General features: G+C 37.1%; 16 protein-coding genes. 7 read left to right on the forward strand and 9 right to left on the reverse strand.

Going from position 1 to position 21,848, the window contains the following annotated elements:
- Positions 1-104 precede the first annotated feature (104 nt).
- The 6 genes from pruA to BC781_RS23580 form a co-directional block, all read right to left on the reverse strand.
- A complete protein-coding gene (gene pruA, locus BC781_RS23555) occupies positions 105-1,745 on the reverse strand; it encodes an L-glutamate gamma-semialdehyde dehydrogenase (protein WP_109622639.1) in 1,641 nt (546 codons plus the stop codon).
- A 214-nt stretch (positions 1,746-1,959) separates the two neighbouring features.
- Entirely contained in the window at positions 1,960-2,796 is an 837-nt protein-coding gene (locus BC781_RS23560) for a hypothetical protein (protein WP_109622642.1), read from the reverse strand.
- Positions 2,797-2,907: 111 nt separating this feature from the next.
- The gene (locus BC781_RS23565; protein ID WP_109622644.1) at positions 2,908-3,417 is read right to left on the reverse strand and encodes a hypothetical protein; all 510 of its coding nucleotides are present in this window, start codon (positions 3,415-3,417) and stop codon (positions 2,908-2,910) included.
- Positions 3,418-3,490: 73 nt separating this feature from the next.
- On the reverse strand, positions 3,491-4,252 hold the full coding sequence (locus BC781_RS23570) for a hypothetical protein (protein ID WP_109622646.1): 762 nt from the start codon (positions 4,250-4,252) through the stop codon (positions 3,491-3,493).
- 204 nt (positions 4,253-4,456) lie between these two features.
- The gene (locus BC781_RS23575) at positions 4,457-5,092 is read right to left on the reverse strand and encodes an NAD(P)H-binding protein (protein ID WP_109622648.1); all 636 of its coding nucleotides are present in this window, start codon (positions 5,090-5,092) and stop codon (positions 4,457-4,459) included.
- A gap of 159 nt (positions 5,093-5,251) precedes the next feature.
- Positions 5,252-6,145, reverse strand: a complete 894-nt coding sequence (locus BC781_RS23580; protein ID WP_109622650.1) for an anti-sigma factor — start codon at positions 6,143-6,145, stop codon at positions 5,252-5,254.
- Positions 6,146-6,417: 272 nt separating this feature from the next.
- Here BC781_RS23580 and BC781_RS23585 point away from each other — a divergent pair, with 272 nt between their 5' ends.
- On the forward strand, positions 6,418-7,098 hold the full coding sequence (locus tag BC781_RS23585; RefSeq protein ID WP_109622653.1) for an MOSC domain-containing protein: 681 nt from the start codon (positions 6,418-6,420) through the stop codon (positions 7,096-7,098).
- 82 nt (positions 7,099-7,180) lie between these two features.
- On the opposite strand, the gene BC781_RS23590 is transcribed toward BC781_RS23585, so the two are convergent.
- On the reverse strand, positions 7,181-8,482 hold the full coding sequence (locus BC781_RS23590; RefSeq protein ID WP_109622655.1) for a thioredoxin family protein: 1,302 nt from the start codon (positions 8,480-8,482) through the stop codon (positions 7,181-7,183).
- A 202-nt stretch (positions 8,483-8,684) separates the two neighbouring features.
- On the opposite strand from BC781_RS23590, the gene BC781_RS23595 reads away from it, so the two are divergent.
- Positions 8,685-9,158, forward strand: a complete 474-nt coding sequence (locus BC781_RS23595) for a hypothetical protein (RefSeq protein ID WP_109622657.1) — start codon at positions 8,685-8,687, stop codon at positions 9,156-9,158.
- Positions 9,159-9,229: 71 nt separating this feature from the next.
- Here the strand turns inward: BC781_RS23595 and clpB are convergent, their stop codons facing one another.
- Both clpB and BC781_RS23605 read right to left on the reverse strand, forming a co-directional pair.
- The gene (clpB, locus tag BC781_RS23600) at positions 9,230-11,845 is read right to left on the reverse strand and encodes an ATP-dependent chaperone ClpB (protein ID WP_109622659.1); all 2,616 of its coding nucleotides are present in this window, start codon (positions 11,843-11,845) and stop codon (positions 9,230-9,232) included.
- A 166-nt stretch (positions 11,846-12,011) separates the two neighbouring features.
- Entirely contained in the window at positions 12,012-14,342 is a 2,331-nt protein-coding gene (locus BC781_RS23605) for a PAS domain S-box protein (protein ID WP_109622661.1), read from the reverse strand.
- A 219-nt stretch (positions 14,343-14,561) separates the two neighbouring features.
- Here BC781_RS23605 and BC781_RS23610 point away from each other — a divergent pair, with 219 nt between their 5' ends.
- The 5 genes from BC781_RS23610 (at position 14,562) to BC781_RS23630 (ending at position 21,642) form a co-directional block, all read left to right on the forward strand.
- On the forward strand, positions 14,562-16,370 hold the full coding sequence (locus BC781_RS23610) for an SLC13 family permease (RefSeq protein ID WP_109622663.1): 1,809 nt from the start codon (positions 14,562-14,564) through the stop codon (positions 16,368-16,370).
- A 122-nt stretch (positions 16,371-16,492) separates the two neighbouring features.
- The gene (locus BC781_RS23615; RefSeq protein ID WP_158281568.1) at positions 16,493-17,173 is read left to right on the forward strand and encodes a Crp/Fnr family transcriptional regulator; all 681 of its coding nucleotides are present in this window, start codon (positions 16,493-16,495) and stop codon (positions 17,171-17,173) included.
- Positions 17,174-17,454: 281 nt separating this feature from the next.
- Entirely contained in the window at positions 17,455-18,738 is a 1,284-nt protein-coding gene (locus BC781_RS23620) for a serine hydroxymethyltransferase (RefSeq protein WP_109622668.1), read from the forward strand.
- A gap of 165 nt (positions 18,739-18,903) precedes the next feature.
- Positions 18,904-19,665: a hypothetical protein gene (locus BC781_RS23625; RefSeq protein ID WP_109622670.1), complete on the forward strand. Its 762-nt coding sequence runs from the start codon at positions 18,904-18,906 to the stop codon at positions 19,663-19,665.
- Positions 19,666-19,698: 33 nt separating this feature from the next.
- Entirely contained in the window at positions 19,699-21,642 is a 1,944-nt protein-coding gene (locus tag BC781_RS23630; protein WP_109622671.1) for an AAA domain-containing protein, read from the forward strand.
- Positions 21,643-21,848 lie beyond the last annotated feature (206 nt).

The raw sequence follows: 21,848 nt of genomic DNA on the forward strand, positions 1-21,848 counted from the left end.
TTTCCCTGTAAAGACAAATCCTTTGATAGCCTCATATGAAAAACTCCCTCGACCGAAAGTATCAGCAGAGGGAGTTTATATTTTAAAGAACGTGTTCTTTATCCTTATTCAGCATCCATAAATGGATATTTATAATCTGTAGGAGGAACCAAAGTTTCTTTGATTGTACGAGGAGATACCCAACGCAACAAGTTCAATGCAGAACCTGCTTTGTCGTTTGTACCAGATGCTCTAGCACCACCGAATGGTTGTTGACCAACAACAGCACCAGTTGGCTTATCATTGATGTAGAAGTTACCCGCAGCATTTTGCAATTTTTGAGTTGCATGCTCTGCAGCGTAACGATCTTGAGAGAAGATTGCACCTGTCAAAGCGTACTCAGAAGTATTATCTACCAAGTAGATAGCTTCGTCGAAGTACTCAGTATCGTATACGTAGATAGAAACTACAGGACCGAAGATCTCTTGAACCATTGATTCGTAGTGAGGATCTTCAACCTTGATGATTGTTGGCTCTACGAAATAACCTTTCGATTTGTCGTATCCACCACCCGCAATAACGTCAGCTACGTTAGACTCTTTAGCTCTGTCGATGAATCCAGCGATTTTATCGAATGAACGTTCGTTGATTACTGCAGTGAAGAAGTTTTTGAAGTCTTCTGGCATACCTGAACGGTTCTCGATGATATCTTTGATATCTTCTTGCAAGTAAGCCTCAACTTCTGGCCACAAGTTTCTTGGGATGTAAACTCTTGATGCAGCAGAACATTTTTGTCCTTGGAATTCGAATGCTCCACGGATAATTGCTGTAGCTAGAGCTTTAGCATCTGCAGATTTGTGTGCCAAGATGAAATCTTTACCACCAGTCTCACCTACAATTCTTGGATAAGTTTTGTACTTAGCGATGTTCTCACCGATAGTTTTCCATAGGTGTTGGAATACGCCAGTAGAACCTGTGAAGTGAAGACCTGCGAAATCTGGGTGATTAAATACTACCTCACCAGCTTCAGGGCCGTCTACATATACCAAGTTGATTACGCCTTCAGGAAGACCAGCTTCGATGAATACTTCCATAATTACTTGAGCAGAGTAGATTTGATCTTCAGAAGGTTTCCAAACTACTGTATTACCCATCATAGCAGGAGCTGCAGGAAGGTTACCCGCAATCGCTGTGAAGTTGAATGGAGTGATCGCAAATACGAATCCTTCTAAAGGACGTTGCTCCAAACGGTTCCAGATACCAGGGGCAGATACAGGTTGCTCTTGGTAGATTTCAGTCATAAACTTCACGTTGAAACGCAAGAAGTCGATGAACTCACATGCTGAATCAATCTCAGCTTGGAAAGCTGTCTTAGATTGTGCCAACATAGTAGCAGCATTGATACGTGCTCTGTAAGGACCTGCGATCAAGTCAGCTGCTTTCAAGAAGATAGAAGCTCTGTGCTCCCAAGAAAGTTTATTCCACTCTTCTTTAGCACCTAAAGAAGCGTTGATTGCTTGTTCTACGTGAGACTTGTCGCCTTCGTGGAAGTTTGCAATTGTATGGTGAATGTCATGCGGAGGAGATAGAGGCTTTGTATTGCCTGTTCTAATTTCTTCCCCACCAATGTACATTGGAATATCTCTTACCTCAGCTCTTAATTTTGTTAGTTCTGCTTGCAATGCAGCTCTTTCTGGAGTACCTGGAGCATAGCTTTTTACTGGCTCATTAATAGCCTCAGGTACATTGAAAAATCCTTTTAACATTGTTGTTGAATTTTTTAATGCTTAATCAATTGCTTATTAAAATTAGAGGTTGTTAGCCTCTACCTCTCGTGGTCATGCTGTGTTGCGGAAAATTAATATTCCCGACTTCTTCTTTCGTATGACAAAACTATAAATGCTTTGGCATTTTCCCAATAAAACAAATAAGCATTTCTATAAAGTAAAATACTTTGCCAAGGGAATAGTTTCCAATAAGTTATTCGTCTGTCGCTTTTACAGAAAATGGGATGTTAAATTCTGTTTTTGCCCCTGCATCATCTTGTGCATAGAATAAAATACGATGTGGCGCAAGGGTATCAGGAGCATACTGATTATCAAAAATGGCAGAATCTGAAGCAATACTAAAGTTGAATGTTTCAAGTGTCACCCAAGTATCTGGGGCATCTAAAGTTCTTCTCAAAAATTGCACTTGATATCTACCAGACTTCAAGTCCTCATCCCTATCCGATACATTCCCTTGAATTAAGATCGGCTCATTTATTGGAATAAAGAGTGAATCTTTTTCAGGGATTCGATCAATGGAAGTAACGTGAAACTCGGGGCTGTTGTTTACAATCGTGATTGTATTATTTACAGGTGGGGCTTGTAATTGCTCTGCATCCCATACATTGAACTCAAAATCGTAATTACCATTTCGTGCAACTTGATTAGTTAATGGGAATTCTCTATTAATTCTTACACGTGCGCCTCCAATTTGTACAATTGTATCAAGTTCGTAAAGTGGAGGAAAAAGAACGCCTTCGGGCATAGGATTGTCATCTGTAGCAGAAACCCTAACACGGTAAGAAAGAAGGTTTATATTATCTCGTAATTCACCCGAAAGATTGAATGGGGGTAAATCATCTTCATCACGATCTAAGTTACTAGCTTCGGTAGTGAGTACAAGATCAGCAGTATCAAGTGGAGCAACTTGAGAAGTATTGACAAATAATTCGATGACTTCAGGAGGAGTAGTATCCTTTGTTTCTTCGCAACTCGCGAGGGTAAAAAAGCTAAAAATAATAAGGCTAAAGATAGAAATCTGTCTTTCCATAAACTGTTGATCTATTTTTCGATTGCCCAAATTACACAATACGAATTTCAAAAGTTCATCAAAAAACAAAAATTCTTATATTCTTTAGCCTATATCTATAAATACTTTTACTTAAAACCGTAATGCAAGCCCTAAACCATTCGGGCGAAGAAAAAGACCAAGTGCAGGACTCTGGTTTTGCTGTTCAAGCTCTGGATGAAACTTATAGATTGCTTTATAGGAATGCCTTTTGAAAGAGTATTGAAAAAAGAATGTGGAAGCTAAGGAAAGTCCTGCTACAGAAACAATGGCAGGGTCAATTTTATCTGTATTATAATAATTCAAAATACCCCATGTCAGAAAGCCCGCAGCACTAAAGCCCGAAATGAGGGTAGCTACATAATCAAACTTAGCTCTTTTGATATACTTTGTCGCTTCTTCAGATGAAGAAACATATTCGAGCATATCATGAAAAGAAGCACCACGTCCATTGATGATATATGGAGGATAACCAGAATTTGCTTTGAAGTCACTTCTAAAAAAAGAAGAAGCACTGTCGGGTAGAGTAAGATTTTCTTGTTGGGCAGAAGCAGAAATAGCAAACAGTAGTACCGCTACTGTAATGAAAAAATGTTTAATCATGGTATAGGGATGAATAGGTATAAAAGTTATTAGGCTGAATATAAGTATAAAAAGCGTCTAAACTTTAACGTGTTTAGTTTTTCTTCCCAATACGTTCGAGTTCTTTTCCTACTTTTTGCTCCAAGCGCATAGCCTTCGGAAATAGAAGCTCATTTTCTATACGAGAGTGTATCTTAAGTTTGTTTTCGAAGTTTTTTAATTCATGGTAAAAAATACGCATGAAAAGAGGTGATTGTTCATCAAGACGGTATTGATCCGTTAGCGTACGAATACCTTTCATGTCATCGTCATCGTCTTTGTGGTGACTGATGAATTTTGCGATAGAATTTTTTTGAAGGAAAAAGATTTCTTTTCCCATTGGAGTATGTCCGTTAAGAATTCGCTCAAGTAAGTTCAAATAGTTGAAAACAATCTCTTCTTCCTCCTTGATATGTTCTACGAATGACTTGTGGAATTCGAAGAAGAAATACCTAAAATCAAGCATTAAGTCTTTATGGATATTTTCTTCATTTTGTAGGTTATCTACAAGGCTAGCCATAAAAGGAAGGTGATAGCGGATAAAGTCTAGGTGCTCATTTTTTATATAAGCTATAATATGACTAATGTCTTCTACAGCCAATACCTCGTAAAGCGCTCTATATCCTTTAGGTTGATGTGTATTCTGAAGATCATGTACAAGGGAAGGAAGGTCAACTTTATTGTAGTTGACAATCTGATTAAGAGTATGCTTAGGATAGTGCTGAAATGGAATCCCATAAAAATACAAAATAGACGCATAGTTAGGATTCTCCTCAACTAAGTCAATGAGTTTCTTATGAATGAGACGATAAGACATTTCCTATGTTTATAGTTTTCTTGTGTTTTTGAGTAATGAGTTGTCTATAAATTTTAGGATATTCTCGCTTAAATGCAAGATTTTAACCTATGTAATAAAACTAGAATTGGAAAAGAAAAATTTTAAAATGTAAAAGCCCTACAATAGTAAGTTTGTAGAGCTTTTACATTTTTGTTTCAAACTGAAAAGTTGGGTAGTGTGAAATTACAGTCCTTCTACTGCATCTTTAATTGGTGTCTCTCCATCTTTCATAGTAATCACTTTATGAATAGAAGCTTTACTTTCGGCTAATTCGGCAAGGGTAGTAGCTACATTATCAATCGAATTTTCCCCAAGTGTTTTCGTGTTGATTTCTATTTTTCCAGAACCTTCTTTTTCAGTAAGCATTCCGGGCTGGAGGATCGTATAGTCAAGTTCACTGTTGAGTAGCCAATGATCGGCGTAATGTTTGGCAATATTGTAGTTGGTAAGCTTTTCTAGTCCATTTTCTTTCCATTTTTCGGGTTCTAAAGAGAACATAAAACTGAGCATGATATACCTACGGATTTGAAGACGTTTAGCAGCTTCTATGGTTTTAATAGCTCCATGTAAGTCAACTTGTAAGAGATTTTTTCCTCTTGAACCCGAGACAAAATAGATGAGGTCTATATTAGTCGGAATTCCTTTTACCATTTCATCTTGCTCTGCTAGTAAGTCAAGATTGATTTGTGAATAATTAGAAGCATCAAAAAGGAGTTCTTCTTTTCTTGAAGTACCCACTACCTGATGCCCTTTTTGGATAAGTTTTTCTGTAAGTAAATGTCCAACTCTTCCTGTAGAGCCAATAACTAGAATATTCATGCTGGTATTTATCGTTTTTCAGCTAGAACAACTTGAAGCTATAAAGTCATTCCATATTTTTTGATTTTCAGTAATATGAATAAATCCCTTTGATCAGATTGAGGAGATCAAAGGGATTTTATTTTGACGATTACGTTTTCTAGAATTCTAGATTGTTATCTATCGGCTTGCAGTACCTGTAGGATTTGTTTCTTCTGCATTGTTATCCATATTCAAAACACTGCCGCTAGTCGCATCTGAAGGTACTTCGTGTGCGAGTGGTTTAAGCAAGAATGGAGCAGGGCTATTGTCTGGAACAGGCTCTACAGAAATCACGACAGTTCTTCCTAATAAATCGGCAGGGAAAGTCACGCCATCAGGTGCATTTTGAAGGAAATCTTCTCCAGGGTAGTTTGGTGCAGGATTTACAGTTCCACTAAAAGGATTGCCACTATCGGCACTGTCAGGATTTGTAAATGTGCCTGTCGTAATTGGGTTTCCATCAATAACAGCCCAACCTTCGTAGGTCCAACCTGCAGGAAGAGTTGGAAGTGTAAGACCTGCAATCGGGTCACCACCATTTGGGTTTAAACACCAAATGCCACTCGTCTCGTTGGTGTCATCATCATCTGTAGGCGTGGCAAGAATATATTCGCCAACAGCAGAAGTGAAATCAGAACCAATGGCATCGGGATGGTCTACTGTAAGTGAGGCTAAGTTATTTGAGAAATCACCGGCTAGGATATGTACATCACTAGGGCTTGAATCACTATCGGGATTGGGTTCAATTGTTAATACATAAGCAGTCGCTGCATTCAAGTCATCAGTATCGAGTTCAAAACTGGTTTCAGATAGATTTCCACTAGAGTCCACATTAAAAATACCCGCAGAAATTGGTGCACCATCTACAATGATCCATCCTTCATAGGCATAATCATCGCCCAAATCTTCTAGTCCAGAGATATTCAGTGTTAGGTTGCTTGTAGATGAGCCATTGTTGTCGTCGTCATCGTCGCAACTAGCAAAGAAGAATGTTCCGACTAAAAGTATTGAAAGGTAAAAGTTCTGTTTCATGGATTAACTAAATTATAATAATGCCTACTCCTGTTTTTGGTCTATTTTCGGCCTATTCCGACACTAAATAGCTTGTTTATAGATAGGTGTCATATTAATAATAGCGAATATAGTGGCTTCCTTTTTTTCTAATGATTTGAAATCTGCCTTAATCAAACTGAAGTAAGAAATCTGAATTTGATGTCCTTCCTAAAAATAGATCGATTGAACTTGTGCTAGACTAAGACTGTCTTTACTTTGTGTCGTCATTGTGTTTAATTCAATGTTGAAGTATGAAAAAAGAAGGTCAAGTGAAATTGTTTTTAGGAAAAGTCAAAACTCATGAAGGGATTACTTCTGCGATTTTTAAGAATGAAATATCAGAGACTGTTTATCTATCGGAGCTAGGACTGAATGGTGATGAATGTGCAGATAAAAGGCATCATGGCGGATTAGATAGGGCTTTGCATTATTACCCTAAAGAACATTATTCATTTTGGCGAGAATTCTATAATGATGAGTCTATAGCTTGGGAAGCTCCTGGAATGGGAGAGAATATAAGCTCAGAAGGTTTCACTGAGGAAAATGTTTATCTTGGTGACCGTTTTCAGCTAGGAGAAACCATTATAGAAGTGAGTCAACCTCGTTCGCCTTGTGTGACATTGAATAAAAAATGGGGTGTGGAAAACTTATCTTATTTCATGCAGACAAGTAGCAGATGTGGTTGGTTATTCCGAGTAATTCAGACTGGAAATATTACTCCCGAAGCAGAGTTCAAACTGATTGAACGAGCAGAAAACAGTCTTACGGTAAAAGAAGTGTGTGATATATTTTTTGGAGATCCACTTAATAGGAAAGGGTTGAATAGTTTAATGGAGCTTGAAAGCCTTTCTGATGGTTGGAAAAGTACAGTGAAAAAACGCTTAGAAACGAATGTTTTGGAGAATTGGTCAAGACGTTTGTTTGGAGGGTGATATTACTTTTAAAGCCTTATATAGAACTAGTCCTACTTTTAATTCTTAGATAAAAGTAGGACTAATTTTTTACTCTGATGATTTAAGGACTAGGAACTGTGAAGTATAGCCCAAAGTGAAATCCATCTTGAAGCCCAGATAATTCTTTATAGTAGTCTCTGAAAGCATGCTGATAAGCAAGTGTGAACCCGAAAGCACTATCTCCTCCAATTTGAAAATCTACACCATAACGCATTCCGATGTTGCGAACATTGATTTCTCTATGGTCGGCGTTGAAATTGTGTTGGTAATATGGTGTAATGAGTGCTTTAAATTCGGAAGGTAAACCAAATGTAGAGCCTTTATAAAAAGAATATCCAAGATCAATTGGGATTAGTATTGAGGATAGATTGTGTCTTTTCTTTGGGGAATTTAGGTAACTGATTCCAGGACGAAACATAAAACGACCTTTGTTAAGATGTATAAAAATCCCTGTTTCAAAGCTAGAAGAGTAGTCGTCGTATCTTCCCAATGTCGGTGTCGCATTAATATGAGAGGCAAATTTCACCCCGAATCTTAATCTTTCATGAAACTCTTTTCTTCTTTTAAGAATCTCGATTTCTTCTTGAGAAACTTCAACTTTTTCATCTGCTGTAATTCCGTCATCTATAAATTCAAGAATCCCTTTTGGGTCATCATAATCATGCTTATTGAATATAATTCCGACATTTCTATTTGTAACGGATTTGTCAGGAGTTAACATCAAAAAAGTAGGGTATCCAGCAATCTGAAACTCTTTCTTAAGTTTTTCTCCTTCATAAGTATCGATATCAATTTTTACAGGAATGACATCATTTTTTAATCGATGAATGACAGTGTCATGTTGAAATAAAGTTTTATCTAGAAGTTTACACTGACCACACCATTTGGCACTCACATACACCAGAACTTTTTTATTCTCAACTTGAGCACGTGTTAAAGCCATATCTAAAGAGATTGGGAAAAAAGGGTTGATCAGCTTGATTTTATTTCCTTTAATGTTGACTACACTTAGCTCTTTCACATCTTCATCAAGGTTGAATTTCTTTGAGGTTTCATCAGCTCTATCCATATAAATGAAATATCCATCTCTTGATTTTTTTAAAGGCATAAAAACAGTTTTGTGCCCTTCATGGCTAATTTTTAGCGTGTCTTTAGTCTCCGTTTCGAGAATCTCAATTGAATAAGCCCCCTCTTCATTACTTAAGGTACTAGAGTTTGCATGATTAGAAGAAATCTGTGCATTTGGTATTCCATTTCTATTTTTTTCATCGATAATATACCCTCTAATGGTTCTTGTTTTCTGTGCAAGGGCGTTTGAAGTCGAAAAAATGATTAAAGGGATAATTAGCAAAAAGTATCTCATGATCTAGGTTTATTATGTTCAATATTAATCTTGAGACAAGTTAAAGTTAGAGGTAGACGTTTAATGTCTAAATAAAATATACAATCCTAGTTTTTTTAAGTTTTAGACCATAAATGACTGATAGAGTATTTGTGGTATTCTAAATAAATTTTGTGAATCAGTATGATAAAATCTATTTTGCTCTCACACAAAATTATTTGATATGAAAAAGTTTGTATTAGCTATTTTCAGTTTACTTTTTTTCATTACGGCATGTGGGCCTAAAGAAGTACCTTCAATTCCTTTAAAAGAACTCGATCCTGCTACAAAGTATAGGGGCGAATTGATCATGAGTGAGTTGGTAAAACTCAATCGGAAAGAGATCACAATTCAAGACTTTAGAGCACAAAAGTTTGTGACTCCTATGGTGCACGCAGGTATACAACATCCTAGAGGTGTTTATCGACAAATGCCTGATGTGATGGATATGGTGTTAGGAGAAATGGGAAATTATAAATTATTCAAAGCATTGAGAATGGATAATGAAATTACCCGATTACGCTTTAAAGTAGACTTTTCTAAAAAGAAAAATGAATTTGTAGAGGTCTCTCTAGATTTGAATCTGAATAACGATTTGGCTCGAATTTACTTGATCGTAAAGCGAGGCAATGAATGGGTAAACCTGTTAGAATATTAAACACAAAAAAATAGAAAAAAGCAGTTCTAGATGATCTAGAACTGCTTTTTCATTTCAATCAATTTCTATTTTTATTGAGGATTCTCATTGTAGAATTTCAAATGCTTCGTGCCATCGTCATCTGTTTTCAGAGAAATACCAACTGCACTATCCTTCTCAATTTCTCCTTTCAGAATGGCTTTAGAAAGATCATTAAGCAGTGTTTTCTGTAAAACTCTTTTTAATGGACGAGCACCAAACTGAGGATCGTAACCTAACTCACCTAAGTAATCTAAAGCATCATTATCAGCTTCGAGTGTAATGTCATTTTCAGCCAAACGTTTCTGAACATCCTTAAACTGAATTCTGACAATATCTCTGATCACGTCTTTAGAAAGCGGTCTGAACATCAAGATTTCATCAATACGGTTCAAGAATTCGGGACGAACCGAAGCTTTCAACAACTCGATGACATCTTTACGAGTTTCTTCCAACACTTTTTCCGGATCGTCGACTCCTTGCTCAAAGTTGGCAATACGTTCTTGAATCAAGTGAGAACCAGTGTTGGTTGTCATGATCACAATGGTATTCTTGAAGTCCGCTACACGACCTTTATTATCTGTCAAACGTCCGTCGTCTAATACTTGAAGCAAGATATTGAAGACATCTGGATGTGCCTTTTCAATCTCATCTAAAAGAATTACAGAATACGGCTTTCTTCTGACAGCTTCAGTTAATTGTCCACCTTCATCATAACCGACATAGCCCGGAGGCGCTCCGATCAATCTACTTACCGCATGACGTTCTTGATATTCTGACATATCAATTCTGACCATAGCGTGTTCGTCATTGAAGAGGAATTCTGCAAGTGCTTTAGCCAACTCCGTTTTACCAACACCCGTTGTACCCAAGAATAGGAATGAACCAATCGGACGGCGAGGGTCTTGCAAACCAGCTCTACTTCTTCGAATTGCATCTGAAATAGATTCGATAGCTTCACCTTGACCCGCAACTCTTTTCTTGAGTTCGTCTTCCATATGAAGTAGTTTCTCACGTTCGCTTGCAAGCATTCTACTCACAGGAATTCCCGTCCAACGAGAAACGATATCGGCAATTTCTTCGGCTGTAATTTCTTCCCTAATCAGCGGATTTTCCTCTGACTGAATAGCCATCTGTAATTGTTTGAGTTGCTCTTCTGCATCTTGGATTTTCCCGTAACGAAGTTCAGCGACTAAACCGAGGTCTCCATTTCTTTCTGCTTGATCGGCTTGAATGCGGTATTCATCAATTTGTTTTTTGATACTGCTGAGTTTCTCGATCTTTTCTTTTTCAGCATCCCAACGTGATTTTTCTGCATTGAAATTGCGTTGCAAGTCTGTGATTTCCATCGAAAGGATTTTTTCTTTCTCCTTATCTTTTTCACGACGCATGGCTTCACGTTCAATTTCCAATTGCATGATTCTACGTTGTACCTCATCCAATTCTTCTGGAAGAGAGTTCATCTGAATACGCAAACGAGCAGCCGCTTCGTCCATTAAGTCAATGGCTTTATCGGGTAAGAAACGATCTGTGATATATCGGTTCGAGAGTTCTGCCGCAGCAATAATTGCATCGTCTTTGATGCGCACGCCGTGGTGAACTTCATATTTTTCTTTAATCCCTCTCAATATCGAAATCGTATCTTGAACTGTTGGTTCATCTACAACAACGGTCTGAAAACGTCTTTCGAGGGCTTTATCTTTTTCTATATGTTTCTGATACTCTTTCAGTGTAGTAGCTCCAATCGAACGCAGTTCGCCACGGGCTAAAGCAGGTTTCAATAAGTTGGCTGCATCCATTGCGCCTTCTCCACCACCAGCACCTACCAAAGTGTGTATCTCATCGATGAAAAGAATGATTTTCCCATCAGATTCAGTTACTTCTTTAATTACTGACTTCAGACGTTCTTCAAATTCTCCTTTATATTTTGCTCCAGCTACGAGCAATCCCATATCCAAAGACACCAAAGTAATATCTCTTAGGTTTTCTGGAACATCACCCGAGGCGATACGCTGTGCTAAACCTTCTGCAATAGCAGTTTTACCTACTCCCGGTTCACCAATTAGCATTGGATTGTTCTTCGAACGTCTCGATAAGATTTGTAATACTCGACGAATTTCTTCGTCACGACCAATAACGGGGTCTATCTTTCCTTTTTTGGCAAGTTCAGTAAGGTTCTGAGAATATCTTTCTAAGGATTTATATTTTGATTCGGCATTCTGATCTGTTACACGATGACTACCTCTCAATTCCTTAATCGCTTTTTTCAGTAAGTCTTCTGAGAAACCCACACTTCTTAGGAGTTGAGCCTCTTTATCAGTTCCTTTTAATAAACCTAATAAAACGTGTTCGATCGTCACAAACTCATCTTTCATGCTAGAGCGATATTTATCAGCTTCTTGTAAAGCCTTCGCTGCATCGTTCGATAAGTAAGGATTTTGCCCACTCGATTTTGGATAAGTGGAAACGATATTATCTAACTGACGGTCAAAAGAAGCTTTATCAACATCTAGTTTTTTAAATAGGAAAGTGGTGATGTTTTCTTCTTGACCAAATATTGCTTTTAACAGGTGCCCTGTTTGTATAATTTGTTGCTGATCGGAAACAGCTAATTGTGAAGCCTTATTGAGGGCTTCTTGAGTTTGAATGGTAAATTTATCAAAGTTCATACGCTCTCTTTTTTAGTTATGAAATGCCAATCTTCAATTTTGAGTTTGGATTCATAGAAGACTTAACAAATTCGTGACCAATTCAAGAAAATGTTGATTTTCAGAGATTTGTATGACAAAATTTCCGATTCATTGTATTTTATTGATTAAAGTCAGTCAAACTGTCTCATTTTGTGTCTTTTACCGTCAGGTTTTCTTGCTCACTTTTTTTAGAGGTTACTTGTTTCGTACTGAGAATAGCCATCACTTTTACGACAACTTGGGCTAAATTATAAAGTGGATAAAGACTAATTACGGCTTGAACTTCTTTTTTGTCTTTGGTCAAAATGTTAAATGTATGAGACTGTAGCTCTTTTTCGTCAACTACTTTTTTGATCTTATTATCCAACTGAGTCATTTCTCTAGCACTAAGCATAAGGTCGGCAAGCGGACGGTCTCTGTATTCAATTCTTTTATATCCTGTTAGCTTTTCAAAATTAGGGTTAGCCTTTTTCATTTTACCATTCTTGTCTAGTTCAACTATTGTAAGATGATTGTTAAAGGCTGTGATTCTTAGATTGCTGTCAAGTGATTTTTCACGTTCTTCAGTGATGAAATTGGCGAGCATAATCACTTTGATTGTTTTTCCATCTAGGTCAAAAATAGGGTTATAGGTAGCACTAATCCATATTTCTTTCCCCTTGTTAGTCAACCTTTTGAATTCTCCAGTCATGAAAGAACCACTTGAAAGCCCTGTCCACATGAGTTGGTAGCGTTGGGAGTTGGCTTCTGATGGAACAACAAGAACAGATTCGTGTTTGCCTATGAGTTCTGTTGGTTTGTATCCCATGATACTCAAAAACATATCATTTACTTTCAGTATCTTCCCTTGTGGGTCAAACTCTAGGGTAGCACTACTTTTATCGATCGCATCAATGATATTTTGAGTAAGGTTAGATTCCTTTTTGAGTTCTAAAAGTTTCTGACTGAGTTTACCTTGAGTGTCTTGCAGTTCTTGAGCAAAGAGTGCCATTTCTTTTTCCTTTTGCTGAAGGAGTTCATTTTTTTCTTTGGTAGAAGTCAGTAATTCTTTTGTTCGCTGATTGATTTGGAAAACAGAGAGCGTATTACTCAATTTTTCAGCAGCATTTTTTATAAAATCTTGATAGCCTTGATTCAGTGGAGAGAAGGACGCAACTTCTATGGTTCCATAAAAATCTTCATTATAATAAAGAGGGCAAATCATAATACTGCGAGGAGGTGCTGCTCCTAAGCCAGAAGTAATTCCTATGTAGTTCTCGGGTATTTCTTCAAGATATAATGGACTTTTTTCTTTTATTACTTGAGCGATCAAACCTTCTTTCTTCAATTCATATCGCTCAAAGCTTTTCTGACTTCCATAAGCGTAACAGCTGCTAAATGTAAGTTCTATATCAGAATTGTGAGAGGTATTAATGAAAACAATGCCTTGATTGAGATTACAATAATTACAGAGGAAACGGATAAAGTCATAGGTAAGCTGATCAACCTCTGTCGAGTTTTTATTCAGAATATCACTGATTAGAGAAAAGCCTTCATTTGTCCAACTGCTGATTTCTTTCTCTTCTGCCATAGACTTTAAAGAGAGAGACATGTCTTGAAGGGCCACTCCTAAAGGCCAATTTTCTATGCTTGAACTTGTTCCATGATCAAATTCTAATTTTGTTATCTGATTGACATATTCGATAGCATTTGTCAATCGAAGCTCTATTTCTGATCTCGAATGAGAAAGTAAATCAAGTGTTTCAGCATCATTGTGTGTGGATTGATTTGTGAGTTGCCCAAGTTTGATTTGCTCTTTACGTAGCTTCTTCAAAAAGATATTTATGATCTCATAATAGAGGTATAAAAATCCTGAAAGACAGAGTAGGGCAGAAATACAGATAATCCATTTTGTTTTAGTTTCACTTAAAGCTTCTCTATTTTTTAGTAATGCTCTGAATGTCCTATTTTTTCGGACTAAAGTGGTGTTTCTACGTTGAAGGAAGTTTAAGGTCTTGTTCAGTTTCTCTTTTCGGTCTGATGCACTAAGACTAGAGTGTTTACTTCTGAGATTGGATAAGTTGTAATTCCACAGCTTATTGACATATTGGTAATGTTCCAAGAATTCTTTCTGGTATTCTTCTAATCCTGTCGGAAGATGTGTGTCGGCAGTCTGAAATGAGGGCGGATAATCTCCCATTCGTTGCTCAAATATTTTAGCCTTCTTCAAAGCCTCAATTTTGGTATTTACATGATCGGCTTCTCTTTTCAATATGAGCAACTGCTTTCGGTTTCCTTGCTTCACATACTCTTCTGCGAAAAGAGGGAAGTTTTTAATCGTAAATTCTTGATTTAGTATTTCCTCATTGAGTTTGGAGTGCTGATTGGAAAAATGAGATAAAGTAGCAATCAGTCCGAAGAGAATGACAAGGAATAAAGAAAATAGAATGAGAATGAGTCTTAGGTGAAAAGGAAAGATTTTGGGAGTAAATACCATATATTTTTTGGGCTAATTGGGTCTTAGTAATGGGTAACTTTAGGAAAATTATTACAAGCCTATTGATATATATAGCTAGAATAGGATAGAAAGAATTTACCTTGAAAAGAGCTAATAAGATTCTATTAAATTAAAGCATACAAGCTCAAAATCTCAACCTTTATGGGGGTTTTCTCTTTGAAGAAAGAGCGAACTTAACCAGCTATTAGACCCATTAGAATGAATAACCAACTACTAGCACTCATTATGAGTCCACTTACTGTGCAGCAAAGTCAGTGGCTTGTGATGGGAGTGATGCTCTTTGTCATCATCAACCTATTTTTAGGAAGGTTAAAACCTTCTACTACTTTCTTTATAGCTGTCATGAGTCTGTTGGTGGCAGGGGTTGTAAGCCCCGAACAAGTTTTACAAGGCTTTGCAAATCCGCAGATCATCACAATTATTTTACTTATCCTAATTTCTTCATTATTGCACAAGCATTATAATGTTGGAAAGCTTTTAGACATTTTATTCAAGCATATAAAATCACCCAAAGGTTTTTTGCTTAGAATGATGGTCTATTCAGCCTCTCTATCTTCAATGATAAACAATACGCCTGTTGTAGCTTTCATGACTTCGTATGTGTACGGTTGGGGAAAGAAAAATCAAGTACCTGCTTCTAAGCTTCTGATTCCATTATCTTATGCCACTATTTTAGGAGGAATGATGACGCTTGTCGGTACTTCTACAAATTTGGTTTTAAATGGATTTATCGCTCAGAATAATTTAGCAGTTTTCAAGTTTGCGGATTTTTTTGTGCCAGGTCTATTAGTGACAAGTTTAGGGATCGCTTATCTGTACTTTTGGGGGTATAAGCTATTGCCAACTACTCAAGAGATTTTCAATGAAGTTCAAGCAATGGCTCCCGAATATTTGATTGAGACAGAAGTAAGTCAGCGGTCGGTTTTGGTTGGAGAACCATTAATAAAGACTCCTCTTCAAAACTTTGATGGTGCATATCTGATAGAATTACATAGAGGAGATGAAGTGATTTCTCCTATTCCAGAAGATTTGATTGTGCAAAGTGATGATCGTTTGATGTATATGGGGCAGACGGATCGGATCATGGACATTGTGAATGCAGGTCTTGGAATAGATGTACCTCAGCATGAGGAAGAAAAAGAATTAATAGAAGCCTTAATCCCTTCTTCAGCTTCTTTTTTACGAATGGCAATAGATCGAGAAAAGTTTAAGAAGCAATTTGATGCAGAAATTATAGCCATTCATAGAGGTGGAGAAAAGTTACAAACCAAAAAGAATGAAACTGTTGAACTACGATCGGGAGATTTGGTACTTCTTTCGGTGGGAGATCGTTTCTTTCAGATACCAGCAAGAGAAAAGCATTTTTATATCTTGACACAGGATGCGAAAGAAAAAGAACCGAAACAGAAGAAAGAACTCTTCATTGTTGGTGGAATAATCTTGACTGTTGTCGCTTTGATGATAACAGGAATTCTGACGTTGTTCAAAGGTGCTTTATTGATATTGACAGCCTTCTTACTTTTCAGATTAGTTAGCTTCTCGGATATCAATAAAGAGTTAGATATGAATTTGGTAGTCGTTTTGGTAAGTGCACTGACGCTCGGAAATGCCTTTATCAGTACGGGAACGGCAAGTATTCTTTCAAATAGCTTTCTTTCTGTCTTTTATCCTTTTGGTGAAATAGGAATTTTGTGTGGAATTTTTGCACTAACGGTTTTACTCACTTCGTTTGTGACCAATGTGGCCGCTATATCTATTATTTTTCCAATTGCTTACTCAATAGCTCATGCTTTAGGAGTAGATGGAACACCATTTTACTTAGGAATAGCTTTTGCCGCATCTGCTGCATTTTTGACACCTGTGAGTTATCAGACAAACTGGATGGTATATACTCCAGGAAATTATACTTCAAAAGATTTCTTTAGAGTTGGATTTCCACTCACACTCATTTATACCTTCACCTGTATCATATTTATCATTTTTAAGTACGATTTAGTTGCCTTTTAAGACTGTAGGGAGTTGAAAATATTCAACTTCAACAATAAAATTTAGTATCTAATAAAAAGGTTAGTTAATTTTAGCCTCAGAATTATCAGATTATTATCCACTATTTCACTTCAATGAAACATTTGCTACCGAATGATCTCGTGAGCAAGAAAGGTCGCTATACGATCTTCTCATGCTTAAGTAGCGAAGAACTTGAAGAACTTGAGTTGGTGCAAACTACTCAAGTATACAAAAAGGGACAGCCTGTATTTCAGGAGAATACACAGTCTGCAGCCCTTTTTTACGTTAACCAAGGCTTCGTGAAAGTAACCAAGTTAGGGAGTAACGGTAAGGAACAAATTTTACGTATTGCTAAAACCGATGATCTAGTAGGCTACCGCTCAGTAATAAGCGGGAGTAGGTACAAGTCTTCTGCTATTGCAATCGAAGATTCTGTGATTACCCTGATTCCTAAAGCTTTTTTCTTAAAATTATTGCAAAACAATCCTGTCTTCTACAGCAAAGTCACAATTATGCTTTGCGAAACATTAGACAGAACTGAGACCAAAATTACCGATATCGCTTATAAGCCTGTGCGCGGACGTATAGCTGAAGCTTTATTGTTATTGAATGATTTGCTAGACGAAAAAGAGCATATCACACTCACCCGTGAAGATCTAGCAGGTTTGGTAGGAACTGTAAAAGAAACTGCCATCCGAATCATTTCAGAATTTAAACACGACAAACTGATCGAAATTCATAAGCGCAGCATCAAAGTCGTGAATGAAAAAGGGCTCGAAAAAGTGAGTAGCCTTTACAATTAGGAACATACTTGGGTGTAGAAATCAGAACAGTAAATCTATAATTGAGAAAAGTGATGTAATATTATCCTCTTTTCACAATCCCAATAAAAAATTGGGAATTAACGTTTTCTACACCTAAAGTTTACTTACATTTGCAATCAAAATTTACCAGAAGTCTCTGAATCCTTCCTTTGTAAAGGAATATATTCTTGGACGGTAATTCAAGTAGCAAAAGTCCAATCACAATTCTTGAATAGACCTCTGGAGTTTTTTTACAACCACTTGCATAGAGCATTAAGATCATGAAAAGAGACGAAAAGATTTTTGAGCTGATTCAAAAAGAAAGAGTAAGACAAGAGTCAGGCATCGAGCTGATTGCATCTGAAAACTTTACCTCCCCTCAGGTAATGGAAGCTATGGGAAGTGTATTGACTAACAAATATGCGGAAGGACTTCCTGGTAAAAGATACTACGGCGGATGTGAGGTAGTTGATGTAGTGGAAACATTAGCTATCGAAAGAGTAAAAGAGTTGTTTGGTGCAAGCTGGGCAAACGTACAACCTCACTCTGGTGCGCAAGCAAATGCAGCAGTAATGTTAGCTGTATTGAAACCAGGTGATAAAATCTTAGGATTTGACCTTTCTCACGGTGGACACCTTACACACGGTTCTACAGTAAACTTCTCAGGAAAACTTTACGAACCAACTTTCTACGGTGTAGAGAAAGAAACTGGACTAATCGACTGGAACAAGGTTGTAGACCAAATCCGTTCTGAAAAACCAAAACTAGTTATTGCTGGAGCTTCAGCATACTCAAGAGACTGGAACTACGAAGCTATGCGTGGTGCTTGTGATGAGGTAGGTGCATTATTGATGGCTGATATCTCTCACCCTTCAGGGCTTATTGCAAAAGGATTGTTGAACGATCCATTGAAGCACTGTCATATCGTGACATCTACTACACACAAAACACTTCGTGGACCAAGAGGTGGTGTAATTATGATGGGCGAAGACTTCGAAAACCCATGGGGATTGAAAACACCTAAAGGAAAGACTCGTATGATGTCTTCTCTATTAGATTCTGGTGTATTCCCAGGTACACAAGGTGGACCATTGGAGCACGTAATCGCTGGTAAAGCAATTGCATTTGGTGAGTGTCTTACTGATGAGTACGGTGCATACGTTCAACAAGTAAGAGCAAACGCTCAAGCAATGAACAAAGCATTTATCGATAAAGGATATGATGTAATCTCTGGTGGTACAGATAACCACTTGATGTTGATCGACCTTCGTTCGAAAAATATCTCAGGTAAATTAGCTGAGAATACTTTGATCAAAGCTGATATCACAATCAATAAAAACATGGTACCATTCGATGACAAATCTCCATTTGTTACATCAGGTATTCGTGTAGGTACTGCAGCTGTAACTACTAGAGGATTAGTAGAAGCAGATATGCCTCGTATCGTTGAATTCATTGACAGAACGTTGATGAACCATGAAAACGATAACGAAATTGCAGTAGTAAGAGAAGAAATCAATGCTTGGATGAACCAATTCCCATTATTTAAAGGGTACGAAGGTTAATCACTGAGTAATAAGATAAATTGAAGGCAATTCATTCGTAAAGAGTGGATTGCCTTTTTCTTTTTAATAAATGGTACACTTGTAGGCTATACCGATTATTAAGAAGTAATTCTTTACAGTGCTAGGTAAATTTGTGATAACCTAATTTATACCACAATAATACCTATGCCTATTATCAGAACACTTATCACCATTCTCTTGGTGTGCTTTCTGCCTGCACGTATTCATTCGGCAGTGAAGAATACACCATCCAATCACCCTATTCAAGTTTACTTATTTGACAAACCACTTACAGGAAATGAAACGATCACGTTTGCAGATCTGAGCAATACCTTTTTGGCTCTGAAGGAAGGTTATTCTTTAGAGAAAGGAACAATAAAGGTACTACATGATAACAGAGAGGTAATGGTACAGCAGTTTCATGAGAGTACGGAATATCATGAATGGATTCGAACTAAACTAGCAACAGAGTTAAGCCTAGAACCTAAGATGGGGCGGTGCCGTCTTAATTTCCAATTTGATATCCGAGACGAAAACAATCAGAAGCATGCAGTAAATAGTGATGTAGATTTATCAGCTATAGGCAAAGAATACTCTTCAGATAAAGTCAACTTTAGCTATCAAAATAAGCCAATCGATTCCAAGTTATTATTAGCATCTCGTTTTTCAGAAACAGAATTAAATATTGATGCGAGTTTGAAGCTGAAAAGTGTAAGTGTCCTGTTGGCAAAAGACGGTAAGCCTGAATATTTGGAGGAAGTAACATCTTTAGATGAATATCACGAAAGGCTTCGTGATGAAGTAGCGAAGAAAATGCAAACCAATGTCAAAAGAGAAATGTATGCAGTTTCCTACATTTTCTTTCTGGAAAATGAAAAGGGTATTCTGATTCAGCAGTCTCGTATCTTGAATATTTATCCGTATTAATTCCTTTTTCGAAAATCTTTTCATCTTTGCAGCATGCAAGAGATCAAGAGACTTATTCAGCTTTTAGAGATAGAGAAGAAAGAGGACGAAAAGTACTATCGTGAGAAAGTTCTTCAAACGCCTTTAGGGGAAAGAAAGAAAAAAGGCTTTAGCTGGCATCCTATCAAAATTTCTGCTCAAGAAATTGGAACAGGAGAACAACTTCATCTTACGGTAGAGCGCCTAAGTCATTTGGGAGAAGAGCATATCTTCCAAACAGGAAAAATGATTTCGATTTTTGAAGAGCAGAATCAAGTTAGTCATGAAGAAAATCATCTGACAGGAGTAGTCAAGAGTATTAAAGGTGATGAAATGACAATTGCTTTCAGTGTAGAAGAATTACCCGAATGGGTGGAAGATGCTGCTGCTCTTGGTTTGGATGAAGTCTTTGATGCGGTAAGTTACCGTGAAATGTCTTTTGCATTAGATCAATTACTCAAAACGGATAATTCACGTTTACTTGAACTTCGTGATACTTTATTGGGAAGTCGTAAACCTCAAACAAGAAAGCTAAGAAAATCAGAGTTTTTTATCTCAAATGAAAGACTGAATTCGTCTCAAAATGAAGCTTTAGAAAATATCTTTCATGCCCAAGATGTAGCCATTATTCACGGCCCTCCGGGAACAGGGAAAACAACAACTCTTGTGCAAGCTGTAAAGCAAATGTTGAGAAGGGAAAAACAAATTCTCGTTTCAGCCCCGAGTAATACAGCTACTGACCTATTGTCTGAAAAGTTGGCGCAAGAAGGTTTGAAAGTAGTGAGAATGGGAAATCCTGCACGAGTAAGTGAAGGACTCTCACATTTGAGTTTAGATGAACAAATCAGTGATCATAAAGACTATAAACTTCTCAAACGTTTTCGTAGAGATGCTGAGATTTCACGTCAGAATGCCCGTAAGTACAAACGTAATTTTGGGCAAGAACAAAGAGAAGAAAGAAAAAGGCTTTATAATGAGGCAAGAGCCTTATTGAAGGAAGCTGATAAAGTTGAAGAGTATATAATAGAGCAAATCCTTACAACAGCAGATGTAATAACGTCAACTTTGGTTGGTGCATCAAGCCGATATTTGAGAGGGAAAAGATTTTCTACGGTATGCATTGATGAGGCAGGGCAAGCCCTCGAACCAGCTTCTTGGATTCCGATACTGAAAGCCGATCGAGTAGTTTTTGCTGGAGACCACCAGCAGCTTCCCCCAACAGTCAAATCTTTTGAGGCTTCTAAGCAAGGATTGTCAGAAACACTTTTTGATAAGACAATCAAACGCCAATCGGTAGATGTAATGCTCAAAGAACAATACCGAATGCATGAAAATATTATGGGGTTTTCCAATCAGAAATTTTATAAAAATGAACTGATTGCCAATGAAAAAGTAAAAGACTGGACATTAAATCCTATTTCAGAGCATATAGAGTTATCTACAGCCATCGAATTTATAGATACTGCAGGTTGTGGTTTTGATGAGGTTTTGAATGAGGAGACATTAAGTAAGATGAATCCTGAGGAAGGAAATATTTTACTAAAGCATTTACTTCAGTCTTTAGCTTATCTAAAACAAGAAGGGCAGAATATCTTAAATGATAACTTTCATGTAGGAATCATCTCTCCTTATAGAGCACAGGTTGGTTATTTACAAAGCCAATTAGATACTATTGCTGATTTTGGGGAATTTAGTCCTTATCTGGAGGTGAATTCTGTAGATGGTTTCCAAGGTCAAGAAAAAGATGTGATCTATCTGAGTTTAGTAAGGAGTAATGACTCAAATGAGATTGGTTTTCTAAAAGATTATCGAAGAATGAATGTGGCTATGACTAGAGCAAAGAAAAAATTAGTCATCATTGGAGATAGTGCTACCATATCTGCGGACAATTTTTACAAAGATTTTTTAGAATACATCGATGAAATTAATGCTTATCGATCAGCTTGGGAGTTTATGTAAAAAATTTCAGAAATTAATTTCTCATGTATTCAGTGAGTTAAAGATTAATAGTTGAATTATTTCAATAAATGTTTGCACAGTCCAAATAAAACCCTCACTTTTGCACCCGCTTCAAACGAGAAGCACGCTTGAAAAATGAATTCAAGCACAAGTTTGCTAAAGAAATAAGAAAGAGGTTAAGCCTTTAAATGCTGAAAATGAAGTTG

The organism is Sediminitomix flava, assembly GCF_003149185.1.
Taxonomy (GTDB): Bacteria; Bacteroidota; Bacteroidia; order Cytophagales; family Flammeovirgaceae; genus Sediminitomix; species Sediminitomix flava.